Annotated in this window: 30 protein-coding genes; 8 read left to right on the top strand and 22 right to left on the bottom strand. The window is 44.7% G+C overall.

The genetic code is table 11. The features are described from left to right. Positions 1-21 precede the first annotated feature (21 nt). From K7I13_RS11145 to K7I13_RS11080, 14 genes are all read right to left on the bottom strand, one after another. Positions 22-759, bottom strand: a complete 738-nt coding sequence (locus K7I13_RS11145; protein ID WP_255945656.1) for a hypothetical protein — start codon at positions 757-759, stop codon at positions 22-24. Positions 760-803: 44 nt separating this feature from the next. Continuing rightward, complete coding sequence (locus K7I13_RS11140) at positions 804-1127, bottom strand: FG-GAP repeat domain-containing protein (protein WP_255945649.1); 324 nt, start codon at positions 1125-1127, stop codon at positions 804-806. Beyond that, on the bottom strand, positions 1124-2293 hold the full coding sequence (locus tag K7I13_RS11135) for a SpvB/TcaC N-terminal domain-containing protein (protein WP_255945647.1): 1170 nt from the start codon (positions 2291-2293) through the stop codon (positions 1124-1126). Before K7I13_RS11135 ends, K7I13_RS11140 begins: the two co-directional genes overlap by 4 nt. Further along, entirely contained in the window at positions 2202-2960 is a 759-nt protein-coding gene (locus tag K7I13_RS11130) for a hypothetical protein (protein ID WP_255945645.1), read from the bottom strand. The genes K7I13_RS11135 and K7I13_RS11130 overlap by 92 nt, the downstream gene beginning before the upstream one ends. Then, a complete protein-coding gene (locus K7I13_RS11125) occupies positions 2953-3333 on the bottom strand; it encodes a hypothetical protein (RefSeq protein ID WP_255945643.1) in 381 nt (126 codons plus the stop codon). The genes K7I13_RS11130 and K7I13_RS11125 overlap by 8 nt, the downstream gene beginning before the upstream one ends. A 158-nt stretch (positions 3334-3491) precedes the next feature. Then, entirely contained in the window at positions 3492-4433 is a 942-nt protein-coding gene (locus tag K7I13_RS11120; protein WP_255945641.1) for a hypothetical protein, read from the bottom strand. A gap of 13 nt (positions 4434-4446) precedes the next feature. Further along, positions 4447-6411, bottom strand: coding sequence for a fibronectin type III domain-containing protein (locus K7I13_RS11115; protein ID WP_255945639.1), 1965 nt, complete (start codon positions 6409-6411; stop codon positions 4447-4449). Continuing rightward, positions 6401-7525, bottom strand: coding sequence for a hypothetical protein (locus tag K7I13_RS11110; protein WP_255945637.1), 1125 nt, complete (start codon positions 7523-7525; stop codon positions 6401-6403). Before K7I13_RS11110 ends, K7I13_RS11115 begins: the two co-directional genes overlap by 11 nt. Then, positions 7512-8270 (bottom strand): hypothetical protein, encoded by a 759-nt coding sequence (locus K7I13_RS11105; RefSeq protein ID WP_255945635.1) that lies wholly within the window; start codon positions 8268-8270, stop codon positions 7512-7514. Before K7I13_RS11105 ends, K7I13_RS11110 begins: the two co-directional genes overlap by 14 nt. Continuing rightward, positions 8267-8842: a tetratricopeptide repeat protein gene (locus tag K7I13_RS11100; protein ID WP_255945633.1), complete on the bottom strand. Its 576-nt coding sequence runs from the start codon at positions 8840-8842 to the stop codon at positions 8267-8269. The genes K7I13_RS11105 and K7I13_RS11100 overlap by 4 nt, the downstream gene beginning before the upstream one ends. Continuing rightward, positions 8839-9204 carry a hypothetical protein gene (locus K7I13_RS11095; RefSeq protein WP_255945631.1) on the bottom strand — a complete coding sequence of 122 codons (366 nt, stop codon included), beginning with the start codon at positions 9202-9204 and terminating at the stop codon, positions 8839-8841. Before K7I13_RS11095 ends, K7I13_RS11100 begins: the two co-directional genes overlap by 4 nt. Before the next feature lie 80 nt (positions 9205-9284). Beyond that, positions 9285-9932, bottom strand: coding sequence for a hypothetical protein (locus K7I13_RS11090; RefSeq protein WP_255945629.1), 648 nt, complete (start codon positions 9930-9932; stop codon positions 9285-9287). 65 nt (positions 9933-9997) lie between these two features. Next, entirely contained in the window at positions 9998-10561 is a 564-nt protein-coding gene (locus tag K7I13_RS11085; RefSeq protein ID WP_255945627.1) for a hypothetical protein, read from the bottom strand. Between the two features lie 331 nt (positions 10562-10892). Next, positions 10893-11750, bottom strand: a complete 858-nt coding sequence (locus tag K7I13_RS11080; RefSeq protein ID WP_255945625.1) for a hypothetical protein — start codon at positions 11748-11750, stop codon at positions 10893-10895. Positions 11751-12118: 368 nt separating this feature from the next. On the opposite strand from K7I13_RS11080, the gene K7I13_RS11075 reads away from it, so the two are divergent. The 6 genes from K7I13_RS11075 to K7I13_RS11050 all read left to right on the top strand — a co-directional run bounded on the left by K7I13_RS11075 (position 12119) and on the right by K7I13_RS11050 (position 18070). Beyond that, positions 12119-13552, top strand: coding sequence for a secretin N-terminal domain-containing protein (locus K7I13_RS11075; protein ID WP_255945623.1), 1434 nt, complete (start codon positions 12119-12121; stop codon positions 13550-13552). 8 nt (positions 13553-13560) lie between these two features. Next, the gene (locus K7I13_RS11070) at positions 13561-14355 is read left to right on the top strand and encodes a type II secretion system protein GspD (RefSeq protein ID WP_255945621.1); all 795 of its coding nucleotides are present in this window, start codon (positions 13561-13563) and stop codon (positions 14353-14355) included. Beyond that, positions 14352-15860: a GspE/PulE family protein gene (locus K7I13_RS11065; protein WP_255945619.1), complete on the top strand. Its 1509-nt coding sequence runs from the start codon at positions 14352-14354 to the stop codon at positions 15858-15860. Before K7I13_RS11070 ends, K7I13_RS11065 begins: the two co-directional genes overlap by 4 nt. Continuing rightward, a complete protein-coding gene (locus K7I13_RS11060) occupies positions 15842-17038 on the top strand; it encodes a type II secretion system F family protein (RefSeq protein ID WP_255945617.1) in 1197 nt (398 codons plus the stop codon). Before K7I13_RS11065 ends, K7I13_RS11060 begins: the two co-directional genes overlap by 19 nt. 1 nt (position 17039) lies before the next feature. Beyond that, positions 17040-17486, top strand: a complete 447-nt coding sequence (gene gspG, locus K7I13_RS11055; RefSeq protein ID WP_255945615.1) for a type II secretion system major pseudopilin GspG — start codon at positions 17040-17042, stop codon at positions 17484-17486. A gap of 164 nt (positions 17487-17650) precedes the next feature. Continuing rightward, entirely contained in the window at positions 17651-18070 is a 420-nt protein-coding gene (locus K7I13_RS11050) for a hypothetical protein (RefSeq protein ID WP_255945602.1), read from the top strand. Between the two features lie 23 nt (positions 18071-18093). Here K7I13_RS11050 and K7I13_RS11045 read toward each other — a convergent pair whose 3' ends face one another. From K7I13_RS11045 to K7I13_RS11015, 7 genes are all read right to left on the bottom strand, one after another. Beyond that, positions 18094-18498: a GNAT family N-acetyltransferase gene (locus K7I13_RS11045; RefSeq protein ID WP_255945600.1), complete on the bottom strand. Its 405-nt coding sequence runs from the start codon at positions 18496-18498 to the stop codon at positions 18094-18096. Positions 18499-18644: 146 nt separating this feature from the next. Further along, positions 18645-19349: an alanyl-tRNA editing protein gene (locus K7I13_RS11040; protein WP_255945598.1), complete on the bottom strand. Its 705-nt coding sequence runs from the start codon at positions 19347-19349 to the stop codon at positions 18645-18647. Between the two features lie 177 nt (positions 19350-19526). After that, positions 19527-20699, bottom strand: a complete 1173-nt coding sequence (locus K7I13_RS11035) for a pyridoxal phosphate-dependent aminotransferase (RefSeq protein ID WP_255945596.1) — start codon at positions 20697-20699, stop codon at positions 19527-19529. Continuing rightward, positions 20696-21181, bottom strand: coding sequence for an Lrp/AsnC family transcriptional regulator (locus tag K7I13_RS11030; RefSeq protein WP_255945594.1), 486 nt, complete (start codon positions 21179-21181; stop codon positions 20696-20698). Before K7I13_RS11030 ends, K7I13_RS11035 begins: the two co-directional genes overlap by 4 nt. 533 nt (positions 21182-21714) lie before the next feature. Continuing rightward, positions 21715-22026: an ASKHA domain-containing protein gene (locus K7I13_RS11025; RefSeq protein WP_255949302.1), complete on the bottom strand. Its 312-nt coding sequence runs from the start codon at positions 22024-22026 to the stop codon at positions 21715-21717. A 41-nt stretch (positions 22027-22067) separates the two neighbouring features. Beyond that, on the bottom strand, positions 22068-23243 hold the full coding sequence (locus K7I13_RS11020; RefSeq protein ID WP_255945592.1) for an ASKHA domain-containing protein: 1176 nt from the start codon (positions 23241-23243) through the stop codon (positions 22068-22070). Next, on the bottom strand, positions 23244-24041 hold the full coding sequence (locus tag K7I13_RS11015) for a PrsW family glutamic-type intramembrane protease (protein ID WP_255945590.1): 798 nt from the start codon (positions 24039-24041) through the stop codon (positions 23244-23246). Positions 24042-24094: 53 nt separating this feature from the next. Between K7I13_RS11015 and K7I13_RS11010 the strand changes: the two genes are divergently transcribed. Then, positions 24095-24571: a shikimate kinase gene (locus K7I13_RS11010; protein WP_255945588.1), complete on the top strand. Its 477-nt coding sequence runs from the start codon at positions 24095-24097 to the stop codon at positions 24569-24571. After that, complete coding sequence (locus K7I13_RS15700; protein ID WP_369413755.1) at positions 24526-24642, top strand: hypothetical protein; 117 nt, start codon at positions 24526-24528, stop codon at positions 24640-24642. The genes K7I13_RS11010 and K7I13_RS15700 overlap by 46 nt, the downstream gene beginning before the upstream one ends. Before the next feature lie 26 nt (positions 24643-24668). On the opposite strand, the gene K7I13_RS11005 is transcribed toward K7I13_RS15700, so the two are convergent. Then, positions 24669-25427 carry a class I SAM-dependent methyltransferase gene (locus K7I13_RS11005; protein WP_255945586.1) on the bottom strand — a complete coding sequence of 253 codons (759 nt, stop codon included), beginning with the start codon at positions 25425-25427 and terminating at the stop codon, positions 24669-24671. Positions 25428-25436: the final 9 nt, after the last annotated feature.

Raw genomic sequence — 25436 nt, 5'->3', positions numbered from 1 at the left:
CTTCTGCTTCAGTCGCGTAAATTATTTCTCCTTCTTCTTCCGCGGAGTTATTCCTTCAATCTTTTGGGAGGGTTCATATTTCGTAGGAAAGCGCATTGCGACAGTCACCTGGTCAAGCTTTTCTTTTTTTTCCGGCCCCGTCAATTGTTGAGCCTTGTATTCGTCTTTCGCAGGATCATATATATAATATCCGCTGGCAGTGGGAGTCACAAACTGTCCCTGTTCTATCCAGCCTTCTGTATATAACAGGTTGGTTTTAATGCTCTCATGATCAATTATCTGCAGTATATAATAGCCCCGACTATATAACCAGCTTCGTGCTTTTTTCACATCTTCATTTTTTCTATCTTCCAGTATGGATTTCCAGTCATTTTTGAGGTTATACACTGTTTTTGTTTCAGCGTCAGCACCTTCCCCTGTGGTTATTGTTCCCTGTGTATATAATATCTTTACGGCTTCATCATATTCGTGCTCCAGTAATAGACCATATGGTACATACCTGATTAATTCATCACTAGTCAGAAATGGGCGGACTTTTGTATAAACCATTTTAATATTCCAGTCCACATCATTACCTTTTATATTGCGTTCATCTCCGTCTTTGCCTTCTACATTATGTATATAGTACAATCTCTGATCTGTTTCGACAGAGACTGTTGCCTGACTTTCGCCGGATATATCCTGGGCTGACAGATAAACTCCGGCATTTTGAACTTCATCGCTTTTTGTACCGTTTTCCTGGCTATTAGATATCCCCACATAGGTTTTTGCGGATATCTTTCCGGGTTCCTCTTCCAGAGATTCTATTTTTTTATTTTCTGTTCTATTCTGACTTCTCCGTCATACGGAGCCTTCCACATCCTGAACGGCCGCTGAATATAATACGTTGCATGATATGCATTTTCTTCTGTGGAACTTAATTCAGTGCTGGTATCTGTCATACCTTCAGCCCCGATATATACCTCTTTAAACTGGATTTTTCCATTCCCACTGATATTTTTGTAATATATATTTGAACCGCTTATCGCTATATCAACAAGCCCGTCTCCATCCATGTCCATCAGACTGCTCGTTAAACTGCCTTCACCCCATTGTGTTGACCATATCGGACCTCCGCCGATGCTCAAAGAGTATGGGCCGCCAATACCAAAATAAACATTACCCCGAGGGAATTATTAATGCTCTCTTCCTTTCCAATATCTATACTTCCAAGCCCGCTGACCGTAATTTTTATTTCGCTGTCAAAACCATTACCATTATTCTTGCATATATATAAATCAGGCCCTGCCTGACGGACAATATCAAGCCGTCCATCGCCGTCTATATCTGCCATCATATATTTGTTATATGATATTCCATAATCAAATGAATACTGTATACCGCCGCTGATTCGTACATCAAACTGTCCATCAGCAAAACCTATACCAACTCCGGTCCCTGCCGAAAACTGTCCGCCTATTTTACTGTTACTTGTAACTGACAGCGGCATATTTCCATACACCTCCGGATCAGCAAAATATTTAAGCGCGCCGTTTTTGTCCCGCTCTATCTCGTTATACTCAAACCCATACCGCCACCATTCAACGCTATCCCGGTCAAAGCCAACCAGCGCTATCACATACTGTTCTTCAGCAACCCCGCCTTTATACTCAAATCCGTAACTTCGCAGCTCATTCCCGTCAGCTCCCGTTACCACTATCCGCTCAAGCAGAAGCCTCAGCTCCTGCGTATACCCGCCGCGCATGTCCACCCGTTTGTCAGGACGCCCGGTCCCATACTCAAACCGCACCGCGTACGGACCTTTCTCATCTCCCTTCCCCGTGTACCATATCGCCAACGGATATACATAGCCTCCATCTTTTATATACTCATACACTATCGTGTTCCCGTATACGTCCTCTTCCTTCTCAAGGTACCAGATGTTCTTTTTCGTTGCTCCCTTCCCGCCCCAGCTCTCATCTCTCTTCCCGTATGTCTTCTTACTTCCGTCACGCTCCGTTACTTCCCAGTAATTCTCACTCTCCGTTTTTATATGCACGATCCGGCTGAATGACTGTTCCCGAAGCCGTTCATACTCCGTCTCTCCGACCCGGGTCAATCGGACCTTCAGCCTCACCCCGTCAAGCGTATAGCTGTCGCTCCCGTCATACCGCGCCGCACCATACCTCGTGTCTATCTCTATCCGGCTCCCGTACTGTACGTCAAACCCCTTCCCCGTTATCCCAATTCCCCCGCCGCTCGAATACTGTATAGCTACCGGGGCCGCATTCCGCGCCGGCCCCGGGCAGGTCAAGCTTCAGCGAAAATCCCGCGCTCCCGTCGCTCGTACCCTCAAGCCCTTCCAGTTTCGCGACCCCAACAGACGCGTTCGCGGCCTCAAGCCCCTTGATACTGTTCAGGTTCACATCTATCGGTCCCGCGCTCTCAGGTAAACTTAAGGTCCCGTTTATCATATCCGTAAAATGTGTTGTCACACTTTCTATGACACCCCGTTCTTTGTCATATCCCTTTTTCTCGAGAACTATCCACCGTTCTTCCTTTACGTCATAATAGTAACCGCGGACATCTTCGAGACTGCCTTCCTTCCCGTTCAGCTTCACGTCATACGGCAGCTCTATCGTTACTTCTTTCAGAAACTGGGTGCCGGCGGGTTCAAACCGGTACCCGCCGCCCCCGGAAGTCACATTGATCATGCTTTCACCGGTGTCCGCCGTTTCCCGCAGTTTCGTTATCCTTATCAAGGTGTCTTCTTCAAGGGCCCCGGCGGGTATCACTATCCGGGCGCCGCTGAGGCTGACGGTCCCGCCCGCTTCAGCGCTGATGGCTTCTCCATGGCTCTGTTCGGCTATGGCGGGAGCGGACGGCGAGACCGCCGGTTCGGCTCCGTACAGAATGACCGGGTTCAGGGTCCCCAGATATATGATTCCCATTAATGACGCGAAAAACCGGTGCTTATTCATAAATTCTGTACCTCACTTTTACCGGACTTTCCGGAAATGATTCGTATTTGGTAATTACTGCGGCGACTCCGCTGCCGCCGCCGGAGCACTGGGGAGAATCCAGATCGATGAACCTGACTTCTTCCATTCCATTTATATAAAGAACATATATTGCGGTTTCATTGTCCCACACTACTTTTATACTGTTTTTTACGCCGTATCCCCTGCGGAGATAGGTACCGTCTTTCCAGCCGTTTATCTCGGTATAATTTCCGTCTATAACTTTTCCGATCGCGTATTGCCCTGTTGTTCTAATAAGGACCGTCAGCATGCATTCCCCATACCCGTCTATATTTCCGGCCTGAAAGAAGATGCCGTATCCGCCGCTTGACACTCCGCTTTCCTTGAACATTTCGATATGAATGCTTTCAAAAACAAGGACCGTACTGTCAAAACGTTTCCAGAATGTATAATTACTGTTCAGGTATTTTGTTTCATTAGTATAAAAAACCGTCAGACCCGATATTTCGGAGAACAGTTCACTCTTCTCCGTTACGGTACCCGGATCGGGATCTGTTCCTCCGGGATCGGGATCTGTCCCACCCGGATCAGGGTCAGTCCCCCCGGGTCGGGATCTGTTCCGCCCGGATCGGGGTCCGTTCCTCCGGGGTCGGGATCTGTTCCGCCCGGATCAGGGTCAGTCCCTCCGGGATCACTTCCGTCCGTATCTCCGATTGAATCCAGTATGATTGTGTATGTTCTGATAGTCCCGCCGCTTGAGTCAGGCTCAACAAATTCATCGGTTACGGGACATATCTCCAGATATATATAACTGTCTGAGAAACTCTCATTTGTTATCCGGACAACCGTATCGGCTGTTAATGAAATATTTCCCTTTCCCGGAACAGCTATGTAAAAAGAACTCCGGAGACCCGCATTATCTTCGATAACCCGCAGACTGGCGGCCTTTGATTGCGGGACTTTTATTTTAAACCAGTCCGTATCCGATAATGTTCTTCCGTCTGAAAATCTGAAAAAATATACGGTACCGCGCTTGCTTGTATTAAGTAATGTCGCGGTGTTTTTACTGTTGTTCGGTTCATTGCGGTCAATCTCCGTGTCCTTTCCGACCCCGACCGCGATTGCCGTTTCCTGCCCGACCAGTTTTCCGTTTTTGTTCCGCTTGTCCAGCCGGTAAACATACCGTATATCCGTTTCAATACCGGCGTCAAACCAGGACGTCTCGGAACCATTATATACTTCACTGAAATCATTGACGCCGTATATTCCGTCTGTTCCGCGCATTACAATATAACTGTCGGTTCCTTTATCGGTACGCCAGTTCAGTCCTATCGTCCCGTCTCCGCGGAAACTGTCGGTACTTACTACATCAAAAAAAGGTTCCGAATAATTCGCGGTTGTTTTTGTCGGGAGATCACAGCCGCATAAACCTATGCATAACACAACAATAAAAAACGCCGGATAATTTTTCATTTGTTTCCCTTAATTAATTATTCGATATTTCATGCCACATTATGGTATAGGTGACAACACAGCCGCCGACCCTGCCGTCCGTCAGAAATTCTTCAGTCCTCGGTCTTATCGCGAATGCGATATACTGCTGTACGGAAGCTTCATTCTTTATCGCAAAATTTGTATTATGCGGAATCGGAACCGGCGTCTGACCGGGCAAATACAGGTCAAACCAGGATTTTTCAGAACCGCTGGTACTCGTACTGTAAATAACTTTTATATGAGCTGTTTTGCCGGCCGGAATATTCACTTTGTACCAGTCCGCATCGGACAGGACCTGTCCATCGGAATAACCGAAACAATATAAATTTGCGGTCCGGGAATTGTCCAGAATGGTCGCCTGGGACTGGATGTTGTTCGGCTCAAACGCGTCCTGCTCTACGCCGGCCGCTACCGCGAGTGTCACATCATATACCCATTCATATATTGTTCCATTCCGGCGTTTATTAAGCCGGTATTCATAACGTCCTGATTTCTCCGGATTGACTGTGTCATCAACATACGTTAATTCCTGCCCTTCCCATATGGACTTCCACTGGGTAAAACTGGAATTCGCGGGATCGTCTTCTCTTCTCATGAGAATATACGAATCCGCTCCGTCATCATTGCTCCAGTTTAAAGCGATTTTGCCGTCGGCGCGGAAGCCGTCCGCAATGGGCGCCTCGCCGAACGGGAACGGTCTTGTTTGGGAAAATACCGTAATTTCGGTTCCGATTACCCACTGTCCGTTCCTTTCTTTATCGAGTCGGTACAAATACGATTTATCGTCAGCGAGTCCGGTATCCATGGCGGAGGTTTTGCTTTGCAGAAAAAAACCGTCAGACTCGTCAGCCCGCGCGGTGAACTGAATGGCGCTCCCGTCATTCAGCGACCTCATGACTCTGTATGAATCGGCTCCGTTATCCGCCGTCCAGGTCAGATACGCGGTGGTCCCTCCGTTCAGACTCCGGGCGGTTATCACGCCGGGGACAGGGTCTGATCGCGATTTTTCAAAAGTACTGATAGCCAGCCCTTCATGCGTGACGCCCCTCTGTACTTTATCAAGACGGTACGCATATGCTTTTCCGGTATCTATATCATTGTCGATATAGCTTGTTTTGCCGGTAAGTTCGATTTTAACGGTTTTCAGGTCATCGGTAAAATCAACACCGGCAATTCCGGTTTCAGTTTTCATTATGATGTAGCTGTCCGCATGCGTATCGGCATCCCAGAGCAGATATGCGGCGGTGCCTTCATTCAAACGCAATACCGTTATTACGCCGGGTGTCGGTTCAGGACGCATGCGTGAATACAGGGTAACAGCTGAACCTTCGAACAACTCACTTCCCCTGACTTTGTCGAGGCGGTATGAATATATTTTGTCAATTTCCAGCTCACTGTCTATATACATGGTTTGACCCAGCTCGATTGGGTCCAGATTTGTCCTGTTATTATTCTGATCTATGCTCTGCTTGCGCAGAATATAACTGTCGGCATTTTCATCCGTATTCCAGGAAAGTCTGACTACACTTCCATCTTCCAGACCAAGAGCTGTAACTTCATCGGCAAACGGCAAAGTACGGATAAAATATGCGATATCGCTTCCCTTGAAAATTTTACCGCCCCGCTGCTTGTCAAGCCTGTACGCGTAAGAGAGGCAGACATCTATATCCCGGTCAAGATACACTGTTTCATCACCGCTATAGATTTCCTCAAAAGCGCCGAGTCCATTCTGTCCGTCGATACTCCGCATTACGAGATAACTGTCGGCGCCTGTATCGGCTTTCCAGGAAAGAGAAAGCGCCTTCCCCCCGCTTAAGCTTTTAATACTGGGATTATCCGGGAACGGGTCTGATCGTGATATAAAGGAATTTATTCCATTGCTGTCGCATGAAAAAAAGAAAGTTATGGAAAAAATAAACAGCGGCAAAGGCAAAAACAGTTTTACATTATTTTTCATACATTCCTCCCAATAATGTTACAGATGTTCCCAAAAATGGCCGGAGTACCGGCGAAGTATCCGCGGTAAAATAAAAATAGGAATTCAGGCCGATATCGATCGTGACCCTTCGGTTAATCCGGTATGAATATCCCAGCAGCAGAGATAAACCGGTTAATGTTTCAATGGAATCCGTCACATGATTGTATTGCTCTTCCTCAATATGCCAAATATCCACCTCAAAAAAGGCCCCTATTCCAAACAGGATCCAGTTGTTTGTATAGCAATTGAGGTGATATGTCAGAACCGGATTTATTACAATATCATGTACATTCAGTGACACATTTTCCCGGGCGCTTGTTCCGTACCGGTATCCGAAAAGCAATCCTATGGAAAGTTCATTGCGCATACCGCCGATAGACGGGAATTGCAGTTCAGGTACAATTTCAACGCCAAGCGTAGCCTCTACCGTCCCCTGTACAAAATCGACCCAATCGTTTTTCACATAAGTCCAGTAGCCGGCCTTAACGGGGATACGGAGTGTAAATTCCTTGACCGGCGGCTCCCCGGGCGGGTCTTCAGAATCCTGTTTCCGGCGGCCTTTGGTATCTGCTTTCATTGATTCCATTTCCTGCCGGAGAATTGCGATTTCATTTTTTACAGCGTCAAGTTTGTCCCTGTCGGTATGGAACCAGTCAAGTATATTTTCACTTACATTTTTAATAAGCCGGTCAAACTGGTCTGGGGCATCAGCGGCAAAAAAAACTTCCGATTTTTTCTGCTGCGCATTATACAATTTCAGTTCGGCATATAATGAGTTCCGTTCTTTTCTGATAATTCCGTACAGCACATAATTCGTCTGGTAAAATTCCGCTACCCGCCGGGCATCCGATTCGGTCGCGCCGGCAAGCCTGTCATTCAGCGGAGTATTGTCGAACTGGACATTATAATATCTGTTCAATCTGTCAGCCAAATCTGTACGTATGTCTTTTTCATATTCTTTTTTTACAAGATTATTCCCTTCCAGCTCATAGTAAGAAATTGGCATCACCACAATATCAATACAATAAGCCGACGCGCTCAAAAAAAGCGACATAATAATCCCGCAGACACATTTTTGTTTAAATTGCTTCATCCTGTTTTTCCGCCTCATACTGTAATTCCCAACCTTCCTGTTTTTGTTTTTCTGAAATGTTATATGCCATATCAGCTGTTTTACCGGACATCTCCTCTTCGGTAAAAACCAGCTGTTCCTCCATTTTATATCCCTTTGCTTCCAGCACAGCTAACCCGTCATGAATCATTTTGAAAGTTTCTTCATCAAATCCGTTATTCATCTTATTGAGATACAAAGAATATAGCTGAAAAAAAAGAAGAGTCGTGTTTTCACTCTTATATTTCAGCGCTTTTGTAAAAGCTGCGCAGGCCTTTTCATATGCCGCCATATTAAAATAATCAATTCCTGCTTGTGTATAATCATCAACAGTTCTTTCAAGCATAACATCAAGAATTCTCTCATCAATATCCCTGGCAAGCAGTAACTCCATCGCCGCAAGCGAACTGGTTATCCCGCTCAGCTGACGCCGGGTTATATCAAGCTTGCCCTGTGTTATTTCCGACTGGCGTTCACTTCCTATTAATTCCTCCATGCTTTCCGAAACCAGTAATTCAATCAGCATGAGGGAATCAGAAATTTCACCAAGTTTTTCCGTCAGGAAATCAGTCTGATGTTTGTTTTCAGCATTGATGGCTTCAATGAGCGTGTAAGTAACTTTTGTATACCGTATATTAAAAATCAGAATGGCAGTACTTACCGCCAAAACAGCCACCCCAACCGCGGCATGTATTAAAATTATTTTTCTTTCCGGCAGCTTTTTCACAGGCGGCCTCCCGCAGAAGCATATATCTGCTCGGCAAGATCAAAAATTGCTTCCGTGTTTTTTACCTGGGAAGCAAGGGTATCAATTATTTCAAGAGCGCCTTCACTGTCTCCGGTCTTGTACAGGGCAATTGCTTTTAAATAGAAAGCGTCAATCCGTTTAGGATCAAGTTTTATTGAACGGTCGAGATATCCGATTGCTTCTTCATATCCGCCTTCATCCATTGCGTTCTCCGCCAGTTTTAATAGCTGCACAGAATTAGCAATCTGGAAATATAATACAAAAAGGGGATCGTACACGAATTCCTTTTCAACCATTTCAAATTCATTTTTCTGAAGCCTTATTTTATAAATTTGATTCCGAACCAAAGCAAGTAAGTATCTTCCGTGTATATCGGTTTTTCCGATTAATTCATCGTCTATGTAAACGGATACATTCTGCAATCCGTTATTTTCATAATCGTATACCATCACATACATATCAGTCCGGTTACTTTCATCTATTATTTCCTTGGTCACGCATCCGCTAAGGAGAAACAGAATAATAAGAATACTTATGCAAAGCCGTTTCATTTTTTTACTCCATAAATTTTTCCATCATACATAACTTCCAATTCACTGAATGCATTTTCTATAATGTAATTTTTATCTTCTTCTTTTGTTCTGAGCTTCATAACCGAGTTTTTCCGTGTATCCTTAAGGAGGAAGAGAGTCTCACCGTTTGAAGTGCCTGCCGAACCCAGATACACAAGAAAATCCGGATTCCTGATTATTACAGGCGCGGGCGCGGGTTTTACTTCCGGCTCCGTCTGTGCTAAAACCGGCGAAGGCTCCCGTTTGACCGGGCGGACAAAATACAGGCTTAACTGTTCCGGAGTAATATATATTTCTGATCCGGAAACAATCTGGTCAGCGACATCAGCATTATCAATCACAATGCCGGTCCTGAATCGAATTGAAGCGGAAACAGTACCGCCCTCAGGATTATTCCGGATTCTTATTGAGGAAATATCAATCAGTTCATCCCGGTTTGAGACAGCCTGCAGAAAGGAAAAAAGTTATTGCCTGCCGCACGTATGGCATATTCGATCTCAAGCCCATATTCCGTAATAAAATACTGGATGCTTTCCGTCCTGCACCGTTTTCCGGCAAGAATATCCCTTATTCTGCCGGAAATTTCAGACGGCAAACGCGTCTGCCTTACGGCGTCCGCGTGCTGATAGTCCTCAATCCGGCTTTTATAAAAAGCGATTTTGTTGTCAACTGTTTCAGAAGCGTCCGGATATGCGATGGGCCGTTTTACTATGCCGCTGAAAGAAAAAATATCCTGCTGTTCTTCAATGACAACTTTATTCAGCTGTATGGAAGAAATAAATTCATTTTTTTCATATTGCGTCAACAGTTTGATTGCATCAAGTCCGCGCGCATCAAACTGAAACTGCGAACCTGATATGGTCATATTTTCTATTTTCGTATCACGGTCAATACTGGAAAAAATAAATCTGCAGACATCAAATACCGGAGGCAACGCGTTTGCCGCATAAACGTTATAGTCTTTAAGAAGACCGGCAAGCCGCTGCTGCTTTTCCCTTTGTTCACGCGCTTCCTGTATTTCCATCTCGGCCTGTTTTTTTTCCAGAAGCATTGCCTGCGATATTTTCACGGCCCGCCGCTGTAAAGAAAGAATACTGAAACTTGCTGCAAGAAGAATAATCAGGGACAGGAGAATTAATTTATTTTTTTGTGTTCAGGCGCAAACAGCGAAAGTCTTGATTTTCTTTTTATTCCTTCAGGAATATCGGCAAATACAGTTACAGGCAAATCATTTAACAGATGCTGTAATACAGCCTTATCGTCGTCACCGGATATAACTGCGGTAATCCCCGCGGGAAGAGGAAGGATCTGTTCATCAATCGGGAGATATTCGCTTCTCGCACGGACGCTGCTTGAAATAAAGCTGCCGTCTTTTATAGTGATATATTCAATAAAACGGTCGGCTATAAAAAGACATTCTTCACTTTTTCCGGCCAGGGAATACATTGTTACTATTGGAGAACATATTAAATTATGATTTTTTCTGAATTGTTCTTTCGTTGAAACCAGAACTATGCGGCTCGATCTATCGGAACCATTCCGGATTATACGGATAGCTTTATCCTCCAGAGGCCCGGGATAAACCGAGACGAGTTTTGATTTTATAATAGCCGCCGTATTCTTTGTTACATTATCAGGCAACGTAATTTTAAATACAGAATAGCCCAGCCTATCAGCTACACAGTTATTTTTATTCATAAAAAACTTAAAACCCCATAAAAATTTATTATAAGGAACTTATTATATTCGTTACTTTAATAACGTGAGAAAAAAATAGAAATGTTATTTCCGGAGATTACTTATGCAAGATTGGTTTCTTCATACCCCCTTCCTGGCGATGGAAGTATGTAAAATGTTGGACGGAATAATACCGTATTGTTCTTTTGAGTTAAAATCATCTTTTATATACCCCACAAAATATTATAGTCTTCAACACATTTTTACATTTTTACCACTGGACTGTTTTCACAAAACATTCCTGATTAATTAATTCTGATAACCTCCTTATACAAATAAGTATTTATTAACATTAATTGCGGATAATGGTCTCGGTTTCCTTTTCAAAATCATATACCACATTCCGCTCAATTAATCTATACGATTCTATCTTTCCGGCGTTTTTTCTGTCAGGTATCGCGCAGAAAACCGCGCGGACAGTACACCGTGAATGATGAAATGTTACCTCCCAGAATGTTGTTTTGTAACCAATCAGATTGAAAAGTTCATGATCTTTTTTTATTTCAAGAACATCTTCAATATTTGTTACAAGTTCTGTTTTGGTTTTCAGAAATATCAAAGCAGCCTTTTCCCTTGCCTTTTTTATTTGATATGCGCTGAAAAAAGCTTCAAGACATTCCTCGGAAAGATAATGCAAGTTGGTCGCAGGAAAAGTATTTATGAGCGGAAACAGTTTTTCATTATCTGTCAGCGCAAAAGACCGTCTGATCTGATTTCTTGCGGCTTCAGAAATGATGTTAGCGTTTGCCCATCCATACTGTACAATATTTTCTTCCGGCCTGAATTGTATTAATCTTTGTATCGCCTCCTTTTTTAACAAACCATCATTAAGAAACCGTATATGTATTCCGCTTGACACATCCCTGATTTGCAGGCCGTATCCTTCATACCGGGCCGCCAGAGTCTGAAGCCCGCTGCTCAGCGGACTGTCTGCGGGGTCTTCCGCAAGAATTCCAATATCCTTCTGAATACGGTGTAATACTTCAAAAGCGTTACCGTATTCACTATCTTTTGTCTGAAGGCGCGCCGCATAATTTTTTGTAGAACTCAGAAGCATCATTGAGCCGGCACAAAAAGCCATCAGGATGGCCAGAATAAAAAGAGCAGAAGCTGAAATATTCCCTTTATCCGGTAATCCGCTCTCATACATTTGCCTCAGTATATATGTACTTTTAATATAAAACAACTTTTTTTTATTTTTTTACTTTTTTATTTTTTGCTGCCGTAAATTACATTATTTGCAATAATTTTTCTTGACAATAATTTCGCATGATTTATAATGTTGGCAGACAGGGAATATGATTCTTTAGCTTACTTGAACAAAATGATAACATATGAAATCTTTGTACTTTGGAATACAGCACCCTTTCTTTCCGGGATTTTAAACATAAGGACTTTCTGTTATAAAAAAGCAGGAGATATCCGGCTTTAAATCAGAAACAACCGGACCTTTTGATCTACAGCGGGAATATCTGATAACGGCGAAAAAAAATACGGATATTAGAGAATAATATTGGCATGCGGAAACATATTTCCCGTATTTTGTTTTCCGGGACGGAAAAATCTTCAGATATAAAAAGGCATTATGAAAAAAAATATATTGCGGTCCTGCTCCTGGCGGGAACTCTTGCGCTGCTGTTCGCACAGACAGCTACTGAAGAAAAAATATCACTTGATTTCAGAAATCAGAAAATAAGCGACATTCTGCTGGCACTCGCTGAAATTTCCAATAAATCAATCATAATGGATGAAACCATTTCAGGAAACGCTACATTCCGTTTCGCGGATTCGGACTTTGACAGCGCATTAATGCGATTCGCGGAATACTGCAACCTGTTTGTAATAAAGAAGGATTCTGATTATCATGTAAGCCGCATTTCGATACAGTTGACTGTGGACGGTCTCATCAGTATTGATGCTGAAGAAGTAATTCCTGAACTGATTGTAAAAAAGCTGTCTCAGAATGCAAAAAAAACAATTCTATATGATTCACTGCCATCCGAAAAGATGATTATCAGAACACAGGATGCTACACTGGAAGAAGTCCTCCGACTGATCCTGATTAAATATCCTGAATACAATTTGGTCAGTCAAAGCGGAGGCTTCTACATAAAGCGGGATCCGGCGCAGTTAAATGAATCGAGGGCCGCCGGTGACGTGCGGATCGATACGGCTGATGATTTTTACTCGGTCTCCAGCAGGCGCGTTGCCTTCAATACCCTGATTGATACGCTGTTTAAAAAAGCAAATAAAGAATATCTGATCCTCAATCGAAGCACAGCGATCCTTGAAAATATTTACTATGAAAATAAAACATTTGAATCGCTGCTCCGCCTTCTGCTTGATTCAGTCAATTATGATTATAAAGTTGAAAATGGCGTGTATTATATTTTTGAAATTCAGAGACGTGATATAGTAAAAAAACTAAAGGAAAATGTCACTGTACGTCTCACTCATATATCGGCGGCTGAAGTACAAAATATGCTGCCATCGGAATTGAATGCATCGGGGTTCATAAAAATTGACAGGAATTCAAATTCTGTTTTTGTAACCGGAAGCGAAGAAGAAATCAATCCCATTCTTGCCTTTTTGCAGTCAATTGATATACCGCTTGAAGGAAGATATTATAAAATGTTTACAGTGAATAATATAGGGATAGCCGATGCGGTTTCAATCCTGCCAAAATCACTGCTTTTTTTTGATCCTGTTATTATACCCAAGACAGCGTCTTTTGTTACGCAGGTTGACTCCAGCAGCGAGGAACAGATAGCAGCGTATCTATCAATGATAGATAAAAAAAATCTGTCCTACCCTATCAGGCTGCGTTATATCAAAAGTGAAGAGCTGCTGAAATATCTGCCGCCTTCCGCCGTCCGGGAGAACCTTGCCGTCACCGGTGATACATCGCTTGTTTTTTTACCGGAACTGAAGACGCGTATAATAATCTTCTGAAGGAAATAATGCTGGTTGATCAGCCAAAACCGCAAATCCGCTATCAGCTTCTCGTCATTCAGCGGCAAAAATCGGACAACCTGAAATGGGGAACGGATTTTTCAATCCAGAAAACAGATGCCGCCGAGAGCGCTGATTTTGTTGCCCGCCTGTCAAATCTGGTAAATGTCAACTTTGATATTGTCTCCAGTTTTGGAGTCCAGTTCGCCGCCAGCTTAAACGCGGAGCTTGGAATGGATAAGGCAAAGGTTCTTGTTGATACTACACTGAATGCCATTTCGGAAGAAGAAATTACATTCCAGAATACCAATACCTATCGCTACAGGGACGTGGCAATTGACGCGGAAACAGGTTTGTATACCGGAACAACAAGGGAAATAACCAGCGGTCTTGTACTTAAAATAAAAGGCTGGGTATCAGGTGACGAAATGGTAACGGTAAGTGTAAATGCCAAAGTATCAAAGCAGGGTGCGGCGACATCCACGGACAATACAACATCCAATCCGCCGCCGACTTCCGAGAAATCCGTAAACACCCATGTCCGCTCAAAATCAGGACAGCCTATAATTATAGGCGGACTCTTACAATCAGAAACTGATGTTACAGAAAAACGCGTCCCCTTCTTTGGTTCCATTCCTCTGCTGGGATTATTGTTCCGTTCCGAACAGATAACGGTCACAGATACCGAACTTGTGATTTATCTTATTCCTTTTGTCGAGAAGTCATCCAATACAATGCTGGACATGGAAAAACGAATGCGGACTTATTATCAAAAATATGTAAGCGGAGAAATCACATATTGAAAACAACAGCGTTTGATCTCGGGAAATTTACATCTTACAGGGACTGTCCGGATCAATACGAACCTGCTTACATCCGGTCATCACGGGCCGTTAAGGTAACGGAAACCGAAACAACAGTAACAATAGCTATCGCCGAGAGTTCACGGCGCGAGGCGGGAAGTTTTCTTGAAAGTTTCCATACACCAAAACAGGTTGAGTTTATCACTGTTCCTGACAGTATTTTTACAGAGTTTATCGGAAATGTTATTGAAGCCGGCACCGATATGCTGGACAGTACTCCTTTTGCGGCTTCAGAAAAAAAAACATCTGATTTTTCGCTGAATGATATATCCCCTTCATCTCCCGTCATAAATATCATTAACGCAATCTGCCTTGAAGCGATCCGCAGAAATGCTTCCGATATTCACATCGGCCCGTTCGAAAATATTCTGCGTATCAGATTCCGGCTGGACGGAGTGCTTCATACTGTAAAGACCCTGCCGGCGTCTCTTTTTCCTTCTATTGCAAGCAGAATAAAAATTATGTCAAATCTGAATATTATGGAACAAAGGCAGCCGCAGGACGGACGGATGCATGTTACTATCGGGTCGGAAGCGTATGATCTCCGGGTTTCAATTGTACCGATCGTACACGGGGAATCGATAGTATTGCGTTTTTTTAATGTTCATGGTTCGATAATGACACTTGAGAATCTTGGGTTTTATCCGCAGGATCTTGAAATGCTCAGACGCGCAGTAAAAATCCCAAATGGACTGGTACTTGCTACAGGTCCTACCGGGAGCGGCAAGACGACTACGCTTCATGCCCTAATCCGGGAAATGGATTACGAAACAAAAAACATCATAACTATTGAAGATCCTATTGAACGTGTTTTGCATGAAATCAATCAGATACAGGTTAACTATGAAATAAATTTGACATTTGAAAATATGCTGCGGCGGGTTTTGCGTCAGGATCCAAACGTGATTATGGTAGGAGAAATCCGTGATACGGAAACGGCGGAGCTTGCCCTCCGGGCGGCATTGACAGGACATATTCTTCTTTCAACACTTCATACAAACGATAGCATTTCCGCAGTGTCCCGTCTGACAAATATGGGCATAGAACCGTTTCTGATTGCATCGGTCCTCCGCTATGTAATTGCCCAGCGTTTGGTCCGGAAGATATGTCCCCGCTGCAAAAAAGAAATACCGACTCCGGCTTCATTCAAAAAATTGCAGAAAAAAGCAGGGGTGCATTCCGACACCGTTTATGAAGAACAGGGGTGTGAACACTGTAATTACACCGGGTTTTCAGGCAGAACAGTAGTAGCGGAAATTTTTGCCGTGAATAATGAAATCGAAAAAATGATCTGTGACCACAAGTCCCGCCCGGAAATTACCGATTATGTACTGAATAACGGCATGATTACAATGGAATTGTCCGCGATCAGAAAAGTCACGGAAGGAATAACTACTATAAATGAAATAATGCGTGAGGCGCTTATATGCAATACCGTTGCGTAGTAGTTTCGGATACAGGTGAAGAAAGCGAACGCGTTATAACAGCCGAAAATGAGGAAATGCTTTGCCGAAGTTTTCAGGGGACGTCATTAATTCTCATACGTTATTCTGAAATCAGGGTACAGAAATATAAAATCAGAAACCATATTACCAATGAACTGGTGTTGCAATTCACGGAATCGCTTTCAGCGCTGTTATCATCAGGCTTATCAATACAGGATTCGCTTTCAGTATGCGCGGCAACAAGCGGAAAAAAACGGCTTGCCTGGCTATGTGAAGAATTGCAGCGCATAATTCTTGAAGGCGGAAGATTTTACAACGCGTTGTCGCTTTTTGCTCCATCCTTTTCACCATTATATATAGCTCTGGTCAGGATCGGAGAAATGACAGGATCGGTTCAAAAGGTTTTTTCCAGGTTGACTGCATATCTCAAACGGAAACGGGAGGTCAAACAGAAAATCCTTCAGTCTCTTACATATCCTGTCATGGTTTGTATTACAGCAGTCGCAATAATTTTTTTCATACTTATTTTTGTGCTGCCGCGTATACGGATAATTTTTGAAGTATTCAATACAGAGGCAGGCATAGAACAATTAGGCGGCAGCTTTGACCGGTTTACGAATTCGTTATGGTACATTTTCGGGGCGATTGGCATAATAGTATTGTTAGTCATTTTTGCTGCCTTACTGCGCTCTTACTCACCCTCTTTTGCCTTATCCATTGACGGTCTTTTGCTGAGGGTCCCTGTGGCAGGCGCAGCTTTGAAAACGTTCTATACCAGCGATTTTGCTTTCTCTATGGAAATGCTTTGTTCGGCGGGCATACCTTTTATGCAGGCGCTGGAAAAATCAAAAGAAGTTGTGCCGAATACGGCTTTCAGAAAAGCTCTGGAAAACAGCATAAACGATATCGCAGAGGGAAAGCCTATTACGCAGGCTTTTAAAACACAGAAAGTTTTTCCCGACTATATTACCACATGGATTGGTATCGGGGAACAGACAGGATCAGTCGAAAACGCCTTTTCCCAAATTCATTCCTACTTTGAACATGAATCAAACCAGATTGTTTCAAATGTTGTAGCCACAGCCCAGCCTGTATTTATTCTGATAGCGGGAATTATTGTGATCCTTCTGATCTGGAGGCTTGTTCTACCCATTTTTTCTCTTATCGGAGGTATATAATATGAAAAAAAAGAACTATCAATATTCGGGTGATGAAGGCTGGACCTTCATGGAAACACTTATTGTTATCGCGATTGTTCTTATGCTCACGGCCTCAGTCGGATTTATGGCAGTTAACAGTCTGGAACGGGCTCGCCGCGCGGCCGCACAGGCGCAAATAGATTCCTTTTGCGTTGCCCTCGAAGCTTATTATATCGATTGTGGTATGTATCCGACAGAGGAGCAGGGGCTGCGTGCCCTCAGAATAAAACCGGTAATTGAGCCGGTAAGCAGTTCATGGAACGGACCGTATCTGTATAAAGATATTCCTCCGGACCCCTGGGGGAATCAATATCTGTATATTGTACCTGGCGTGGACGGTAATCTGTACGGTATAAAATCCTATGGCGCAGATAAAAAAGAAGGCGGAGAGGGAGCAAATGCAGACATCTCATCATGGGAAAACTAGCGGATTTATACTGCTCCGCACTTTGATTGCTTCAACAGCTATCCTGTTGGTCCTGTCAGCATTGTTAATCATTGGCGCTTCATTAATAAAACAAAGCGGAAATATCAGAGACAAAGCTGAACGGATTATTTCCGAACGCAATTCGGAAACATACAGGGAATTATATGCGAGATGATGGGACAGGAGGATTTACATTTATTGAAACCCTTGTGTCCATAGTTTTGGTATTGCTTGTAACCGGCGCCGTCTGCGCGGCATTTATAAACGGCGCAGGCAATAATGAAACAGCACTAATTTCAATGCGTGAAGCGTGGATCAGCTTATACTGTGATCAGCAATTACGGGACAGGATAGAGCATGAAGTTTTCCCGTACTGGGAAAACAGTATTGCTGCCGCTAACACCCTATGTACTGAAATAAAAGAAAAAAACCAAATCCATGGCGTTGAAATTGTTGGGACAAAGATATTGATAAAAAACGGCAGCGCTCATGGCATTGAAGTTTCCTACCGGATAAAGCCCGGAAAAAAAATATACAGCAGCGCTGTTTTATTCGCATCGGCAGGAGACGGTGTGAGCAGATAACCGGTAAAACAAAGGATATTGTATTAAAGTTTCCTGCAAAAAATTATTTCAAGGGCTTCATCCCGATATTTAAGCGCGCCGTTTTCCACGTAGCCGAGCTTTCTGTAAAAATGCTGTGCGCTTTCATCCGAAAGTGTTGAGGTTAAAACCAGATCGTGGCCCTTCTTTCTCATATCATCTTCCCAGAACTGTACCAGTTTCTTTCCTGTTCCTTTATTCCTGTACTGTTCAAGCAGGAACAGCATATTCATGAAAGGAATATGGTCCCAGAATAAATTATACCGGAGCCATCCGGTTATCTCGTCGCCGTCACGGACAACATATATTTCCCTGTGTTCTATTTTTGTTTTTAGTATTTCATCCGCTACATACCGGTCATGCTTTCGCAGCCAGCCATAATCACTGGACAGGGCATATTCAATTGTCATTCGTTTTCCTTTTTCCGATGTCGGGATAATAAACCCGTTCTGAATACATACTACGTGAAAAAAATATCCGGGAAAATCGTACAGAAAAAACATATCTGTTTCAGGACGAAAAGCAGAATACTATCAGCGGATAACGTCTCCGTCTGTCATGTAATTTCCATTTTCACCCGTTTATTGTTTTTCCCCTTGTTTTCTATGTCCGTAATTTTAATGGAGCCGACCTCGCTGGTATTTTTGACATGGGTCCCGCCGTCCGCCTGCGTATCAAGTCCCGTAATTTCAATAAGGCGAATGTTGTCTACGCCTTTCGGTATAAGATTTTCTTTAGTCCGTATAAGCTCATTCAGGTTGGTACTGTCATCGGCAAATATAATCTGTATTTCACGGGCGGCTTTTATTTCTTCATTTACTTTCCGCTCAAGCTCGGGCAGCATATCCTTATTCAGTTCGGCAAACTCGAAATCAAGCCTTCCTTTCAGGATGTCCATGTTCCCGCCGGTAACGGCCTTTCGGTAGTCTCTCCATATAACCCCGCAGAGTATGTGCATTGCCGTATGTGAACGCATAAACGCATATCTGCGGTCCCAGTCAATTTCCATGGTTACCGGAGCGCCGGGAGACGGAGGAAGAGCGTCGAGAATATACCATATCCCGAATTCATTTTTCTTTGTCCCTGAAACCGCATAGCGTTTGTCCCCGCAGGTCAGGAAGGCGAAATCATAGGGCTGCCCTCCCCCTCCCGGATATATAATGGTTTTTTCAAACTGCACGGAGTTATCCGAAGTGTCGATATTTTCAATAAGGGTTTCCAGGGTTCTGCAATATGAATCAGTCTGGTAAAACAATTCCATATATACTCCATAGGCTTACAATCGGATTTCCCGCCATTTCTGGTAATGGCGGGAATAAAATTTCCCTGTGTGTATAAAAACGGTTTTTCATACACATACAGGTTTAAATACCATATGCTGCTTACATATATCCGCAATTTCTTATACCGGGCGTGTATACACATCCGGTAGAAGATATCAATCCAGGGGCTTGCCATCGAACATAAGCTTCATGCGACGGAGAGCCTCTTTCAGTTTGCCGATTTCTGTCGCATAGCAGCAGCGGACAAATCCTTCCGCTCCGGCGCCAAAGGCGGTACCGGGTACCACGGCGACCTTGTAATCCTGGATCAGCTTTGTCGCAAAATCTTCGGAAGACAGGCCGGCTTTGCGGATGTCGGGAAAAATGTAGAAGGCTCCTTCAGGTTCCGTCACCGGCAGTCCCATATCGGCAAAACCTTTCATCATCAGGTTCCTTCGCTGCTGATAGGAAACCCGCATTTTTTCAACTTCATCCTCGCCGTGGCGGAGGCCCTCAAGGGCGGCATACTGGCTCATGATTGGGGCGCAGATTGTGGAATACTGATGGAGCTTATGAACCAGGGCCATCAGTTCCGCCGAACAGGCAAGATATCCTATCCGCCAGCCGGTCATGGCAAAGGCCTTTGAAAACCCGTTCAGCACAACAGCGTAGTCCTTCATTCCGGGAAAGGAACCTATGGAAACATGTTTTCTTCCGTCATATACAAGTTCGCAGTATACCTCGTCGGAAAGAACCCAGATTTTATGCTTCTTAACAACTTCGGCTATTTTTTCCAGCTCTTCGCCCGGGATCATCCGTCCTGTCGGATTGCTGGGACTGCAAAGCATAAGGGCTTTTGTTTTCGGAGTAATGACCTTTTCAATTGCCCGGGCGGTCGGAATAAATCCGTCGGGCGCGGTATCGAGCCGGATGAGTTTTGCGTCGCACAGTTCCACAAGCGGCTGATATGAAACATAACAGGGCTCCGGGACAATTACTTCATCGCCCGGATTGAGAATAGAACGGAGTACGGCGTCAATGGCTTCCGAAACCCCAATGGTAACAATTACTTCCCGGAGAGGATTGTACTGAAGATTATACTTTGTCAGATAACGGGCTATCGCTTCCCGGAGTTCCGTAATGCCCCAGTTTGATGTATACGAGGTATGACCCTGTTCAAGATGGTAAAAAGCTTCTTCACGCATACACCAGGGAGTAGCAAAGTCAGGCTCACCCACACCAAGTGAAATAATATCATCATGGCCTATAATCAGATCAAAAAATTTCCTGATCGGGGACGGCGGAGTTGTCAGAATTTTCCGCGAAAAGCGGTCTTCTCTGCTGTTCATGCACTGACTCCTTCCCTGCTGTCCTTTTTCTCATCAACATACACTATATCATTTTCTTTATATGTTTTGAGAACAAAATGGGTTTTTGTGCTTTTTACTCCGTTCAGGGTAGCGAGTTTTTCAGACACAAAAAAAGCCACATCTTTAAGGGTTTTGCCTTCAATAATCACCTGAAGATCATATCCGCCGGACATAAGATAAAGGGACTTCACCTGCGGAAACCGGTAAATGCGTTCCGCGAGAGCGTCAAATCCATGCTCGCGTTCAGGCATAACCTGGATTTCAATAACAGCCCGGACAATATCTTTTTCAGCCTGGATTTTTTCCTGATTAACAATCGCCGTATATTTAAGAATAACTCCGTCTTTTTCCAGCTTGGCGATACAGGCGGCAACCTCTGCTACGGATTTTTTTGTCATTGCGGCAATATCTTCCGCTGATAAACGTGCGTCATTTTGTAAAAGATCGAGAATTTCCTGCATAGATGCCTCCTTGAATAATGCCAAAAACAAAAACGTTTTCGGATTTCTGACTGTATCAGTCAGAAATACTATACACAAAACAGGAAGCTTTGTCAGCAGTCAGGACGGGCCTCGGACGCAATTCCCAGAGGCCTTTGTTACGGAAAAAGGCCTTCCTGTTCCCCGGTTTTCCGGGCCCCTGCCAAGGAGTTGGGAAACTTACCGGATGCGGTGAGCTTCCCAACTCACGACACCGCGCTTTCCGCTTCAATCGCCGGCGTCTGGCCGGCAAACAGTAAAAACTGAGACATACATACGGTGATGTGCAGACCATTTTTTTTCACACAATATAATGTGTAAAGAATAACACATCTACACATTAGTATGTGTAAGACTGCCGTAACGTATTCACGGAAATACGCAGGCTGTTTTTTTTACACAATACAATGTGTAAAAAAACATATCCTACACACTGTATTGTGTAAGAATTTCTATTGGGTCCTGTCAGGTGATTTTTTCCGATGGAAAATGCCGGACTCCGGCGGGCCGTAAAATCAGAATTTCATAAAGTCCAGAAAACAGGAGTTAAACAAAGGATTATCCGCGAGGGATATCTGCTGGCTTGTCCCGGTTATTTTTTCAAAAAGCCGTTCAGGGACATATCCCGAGAGAACACCCGCGGCACCGGCCAGTGAAGTATTTCCGGCGGAAAAAATGCGCCCGGAAAATTCTTCCGGGAACAGTCCTATTTCCAGCACGGAGGATTCCCTCAGGTGGTATCCGAAACTTCCGGCAAGATACACGGCGGCAATATCGGAGGCGGCAATTCCGGCGGTATCCATCAGGACTTGGATACCCGCCCGGATAGCTGCCTTTGCCAGCAGGACCTGGCGGATATCGCCGGCGGTCAGCCGTATTTTTCCGGGGGAATCGAGCAGTATCCCCTGTCCGTCAAAACAGGAGCGGGAATACCATAGCCATCAATCAGACCGGCCCGGACTGACTCAGCGACAAAATCAATCACTCCTGAACCGCACAGCCCCTGCGGTCCGGAAATTTTACCGTCATTTTCAAAATACTCATAGACAAAGCGGTCATTCTCGAGTGAAACAGAATACACAGCGCCGGGGACCGTCCCTGTCCCGCAGGAAAGGCCGCCCTCAAAAGCGGGTCCTGCCGCCGCCGAACAGCATAGCAGGACGCCCCGGTACGACAGTACCATTTCGGCGTTGGTTCCTATATCAGCAAAAAGAACAGGTCCTTCCATTTCCGTAATATTCAGCGCAGCCAGGCCCGACACAATATCGCCGCCGATGAATGTGCTTATGCATGGCATAAGCTGTACCGGAACAGCATTAAGCGGGGAGTCCCGCTCTCCGGATTTAAAAATCTCGTCAAACCGTCCGGCCGGAAACTCAAGCCTGTAAGGCGTAAAGGGGGCCGTCCCCAGCCTGGCAACAGGCAGCCCAAGCAGAAAATGGTCCATAACCGTATTGGCGGCTATCACAATCCGGACAATTCTGTACGGAAGGATTTCCGCATCGTCAAGTATTTTTTCTATTCCCCGCAGTATATCAGACCGGAGCATTTCTCCGAGCCGGGTTTCCTTTCCTTCGGAAGACGCCTTGAGCCGGGAAATTACATCAGCGCCGAAATACCGCTGGCTGTTCAGGTATGAGTTCCCTGCAAGCACAATCCCTCCGGGAACTGCCAGTAATTGCATGGAAATGGTTGTTGTCCCTATATCAATAGCTATTCCGCAATCTCCATCGCGCGGTGCGGACTGTTCCCTGCGTATGCTTTTTTCTTTGCCGGAAAGCCCCGGAGAATGGATTTCGGGAACAGCAATTGTATGGCTGTTTTTCCCGGGCCGGCAAAAACAGGCCAGTCTGACGCCAGCTTCCAGTTCTTCAGTCCCGAGAAATTCCCTCTCCTTTTCAGCCGGTGCGGGAGGTTTCGAAAGAAAAGTTACACGGCATTTGCCGCAGATACCCTGCCCGCCGCACATGCCGGAAAAAAAATCCGGCGGCATCAGGGTATAGAGAGTGTCCTCACCGTTTCCCCAAACAACAAAGCGGTTCATTTACGGCCGGTCCGCCTGTTTCCACACATAGTACGCATAACATACCAGCGCAGCGATAATTGCAAAAGCCAGTACCGTCCTGAAACCGCCCAGGGGCATGGAAAATGAATACAGGCCATGGAGAATCACCGCAATAAAAAAATCCCAGCGGCCTTTTATTCGAGGCGAGGGTTTAATACCCTGCTGATCTGCGGCAGTTTTTATAGGTTCTATGGTATTAAACCCGAGACCAATTCCACGGGAGAGAAAAGCACTCCGCTGCTCTGCGGCGGAGTGCTTTATTTTACCCTGATACACGCTGTCATCAGTGCTTTTCCGCTCATGTCTGATAATCCAGTTTGCGGCGAGCAGGCCGCAGGCTGCATGGACCGGTACAGCGGTTATCAGGCGCAGAAAGGTTACGGACGGCGTCTGAAAAGCATAGGCAAGATTCTCGAACGCGGCAAAAGAAAGGGACACAAGAACAGCGTGAACAAAAAATCTTTTTACAGGCGTTGCGGAAGTTCCGGCAGAAAAAAACAGACGGCTGGCCGCCATCTTGCATCCTTCCTCTATCAGCGCAGTCTGCATTATATATATGAAGAATAACTGAAAGACAGGATCATCTTTTACACGCGGGAACCGCCTGAAAATAACGGCGAGTATAAAGCCCAGAGATACAGCCGCAATTACAGCAGCCAGCCCGCGCAGAATGTCAACCGCAGCTGTCTGAATGGTTATATATCCGGATTTTATTCCATATGCCGACCAGATGCATACCGGCAAAAAGGAAATCAGCACTATAAAAAATACATGCATAAATCCAGCATAGCGGGGCTTTGCCTTTAATACAAGCATATTTTTTTGTATACTTGAAAAATGGAAAAGAAAAAAGCGTAATTCTACTTGGTATAAAACACAGCGGAAAAAGTTCAATTGGTCCGCTGCTTGCGCAAAAGCTGGGCCTTCCCTTTTATGACACTGACAATATTATTGAAAAACTTTCAGGGTCCGGGCCGCGCGAATTATACACCATGGGCGGCGCTGAACTATTCAAACACTGGGAGCAAAAAGCATTTCAGCATATACACACAGAGACGGCTGATCGGGCCTCGGTAATTTCAACCGGAGGAGGTTTGTCGGATAACCCGGAAGCCCTTGCCTGTTTCAGAAAGGAAAAAATCACTGTGTTTATCGATACCTCTTTTGATATTCTCCTGAACAGAATAATCCGCAGCGCGGAACGGGACGGAGAGTTCCCCCATTTTTGCAGGGAAAAAATCCTGAACAAAAATTCCGAGGCCTGTATGACACCCGGAAAGAAAAATATGAGGAAATGGCAGACATAACAATAACGGCAGAAACAAAATCACCGGAGGAACTTGCGGAAGAAATCATGCGGATATATTTGAAGGAATAATCTTCTGGTTCCGGACGGCGGGAATCTCAGGCTTTGTTCTTCTGACGCTCCGGGCCTTTTACCGCGGAAACCAGAATCATCATCGGACGACGGAGCTCATCTTTCATCGCAGGGTCCGCCTCAAGCATATCGGAAGACGGCTCCGCCTCAACAAAATCGGTGATAATGAATCCGTTTGAAATGAGCGTATGCAGATATGCGGTGAGGGTCCTGTGATATTTGGTTATATGTTCTCCGAGAAAAACAGCGTCCCTCGGCCCTTCTGAAAAATAGTTATCGACCGGCCAGTGCAGAATAGCGCCGTCCGGACCATATATCCAGTCCTGACTGCCGTACGCGGTAAATACGGGATGTTCAGCGGAAAAAACAAAGACACCGCTTTCTTCAAGCCAGGAATACACCCGAGCGCATACATTTTCAAATGCCGGGATATAGTGGAACGCAAGAGAACTCAGAACAATATCAAAACTGTCCGGTTCAAATTCCGCGTCTTCGATCGCCGTATTGATATAGGTTATTTTCCGTGTGCCGGTTTTTTCTCTTGCTGTCTCCAGCATTTTTTCTGAAATATCAATTCCGACTACCGACGCCGCGCCGTGATCAGCCGCATAGATACAGTGCCAGCCGAAACCGCAGCCCAGATCAAGGACCCGTTTATTGGTAAAATCGGGCAGCATTTTTCTGAACTGGTGCCACTCGCCCGCGGCGGCGAGTCCGCCGGAAGACCGGGACATTTGCTTATATTGCCCGAAAAAAACAGGATCATCATATTTATTTTCTTTCACAGGATATCC

This window comes from Brucepastera parasyntrophica (assembly GCF_022376835.1).
Lineage (GTDB): Bacteria > Spirochaetota > Spirochaetia > Treponematales > Treponemataceae > Brucepastera > Brucepastera parasyntrophica.
This window is presented reverse-complemented; position numbering and strand designations above follow the sequence as displayed.

Excerpts from the sequence above, each read along its gene's own strand:
- K7I13_RS11110 (WP_255945637.1), bottom strand. The coding sequence starts at position 7,525 with ATGAAGCAATTTAAACAAAAATGTGTCTGCGGGATTATTATGTCGCTT.
- K7I13_RS11060 (WP_255945617.1), top strand. The coding sequence starts at position 15,842 with ATGCAATACCGTTGCGTAGTAGTTTCGGATACAGGTGAAGAAAGCGAA.
- K7I13_RS11030 (WP_255945594.1), bottom strand. The coding sequence starts at position 21,181 with ATGCAGGAAATTCTCGATCTTTTACAAAATGACGCACGTTTATCAGCG.
- K7I13_RS11085 (WP_255945627.1), bottom strand. The coding sequence starts at position 10,561 with ATGAATAAAAATAACTGTGTAGCTGATAGGCTGGGCTATTCTGTATTT.
- K7I13_RS11050 (WP_255945602.1), top strand. The coding sequence starts at position 17,651 with ATGCGAGATGATGGGACAGGAGGATTTACATTTATTGAAACCCTTGTG.
- K7I13_RS11120 (WP_255945641.1), bottom strand. The coding sequence starts at position 4,433 with ATGAAAAATTATCCGGCGTTTTTTATTGTTGTGTTATGCATAGGTTTA.
- K7I13_RS11070 (WP_255945621.1), top strand. The coding sequence starts at position 13,561 with ATGCTGGTTGATCAGCCAAAACCGCAAATCCGCTATCAGCTTCTCGTC.
- K7I13_RS11075 (WP_255945623.1), top strand. The coding sequence starts at position 12,119 with ATGCGGAAACATATTTCCCGTATTTTGTTTTCCGGGACGGAAAAATCT.
- K7I13_RS11080 (WP_255945625.1), bottom strand. The coding sequence starts at position 11,750 with ATGTATGAGAGCGGATTACCGGATAAAGGGAATATTTCAGCTTCTGCT.
- K7I13_RS11035 (WP_255945596.1), bottom strand. The coding sequence starts at position 20,699 with ATGAACAGCAGAGAAGACCGCTTTTCGCGGAAAATTCTGACAACTCCG.
- gspG (WP_255945615.1), top strand. The coding sequence starts at position 17,040 with ATGAAAAAAAAGAACTATCAATATTCGGGTGATGAAGGCTGGACCTTC.
- K7I13_RS11100 (WP_255945633.1), bottom strand. The coding sequence starts at position 8,842 with ATGAAACGGCTTTGCATAAGTATTCTTATTATTCTGTTTCTCCTTAGC.
- K7I13_RS11130 (WP_255945645.1), bottom strand. The coding sequence starts at position 2,960 with ATGAATAAGCACCGGTTTTTCGCGTCATTAATGGGAATCATATATCTG.
- K7I13_RS11015 (WP_255945590.1), bottom strand. The coding sequence starts at position 24,041 with ATGCATGTATTTTTTATAGTGCTGATTTCCTTTTTGCCGGTATGCATC.
- K7I13_RS11040 (WP_255945598.1), bottom strand. The coding sequence starts at position 19,349 with ATGGAATTGTTTTACCAGACTGATTCATATTGCAGAACCCTGGAAACC.
- K7I13_RS11115 (WP_255945639.1), bottom strand. The coding sequence starts at position 6,411 with ATGAAAAATAATGTAAAACTGTTTTTGCCTTTGCCGCTGTTTATTTTT.
- K7I13_RS11045 (WP_255945600.1), bottom strand. The coding sequence starts at position 18,498 with ATGACAATTGAATATGCCCTGTCCAGTGATTATGGCTGGCTGCGAAAG.
- K7I13_RS11020 (WP_255945592.1), bottom strand. The coding sequence starts at position 23,243 with ATGAACCGCTTTGTTGTTTGGGGAAACGGTGAGGACACTCTCTATACC.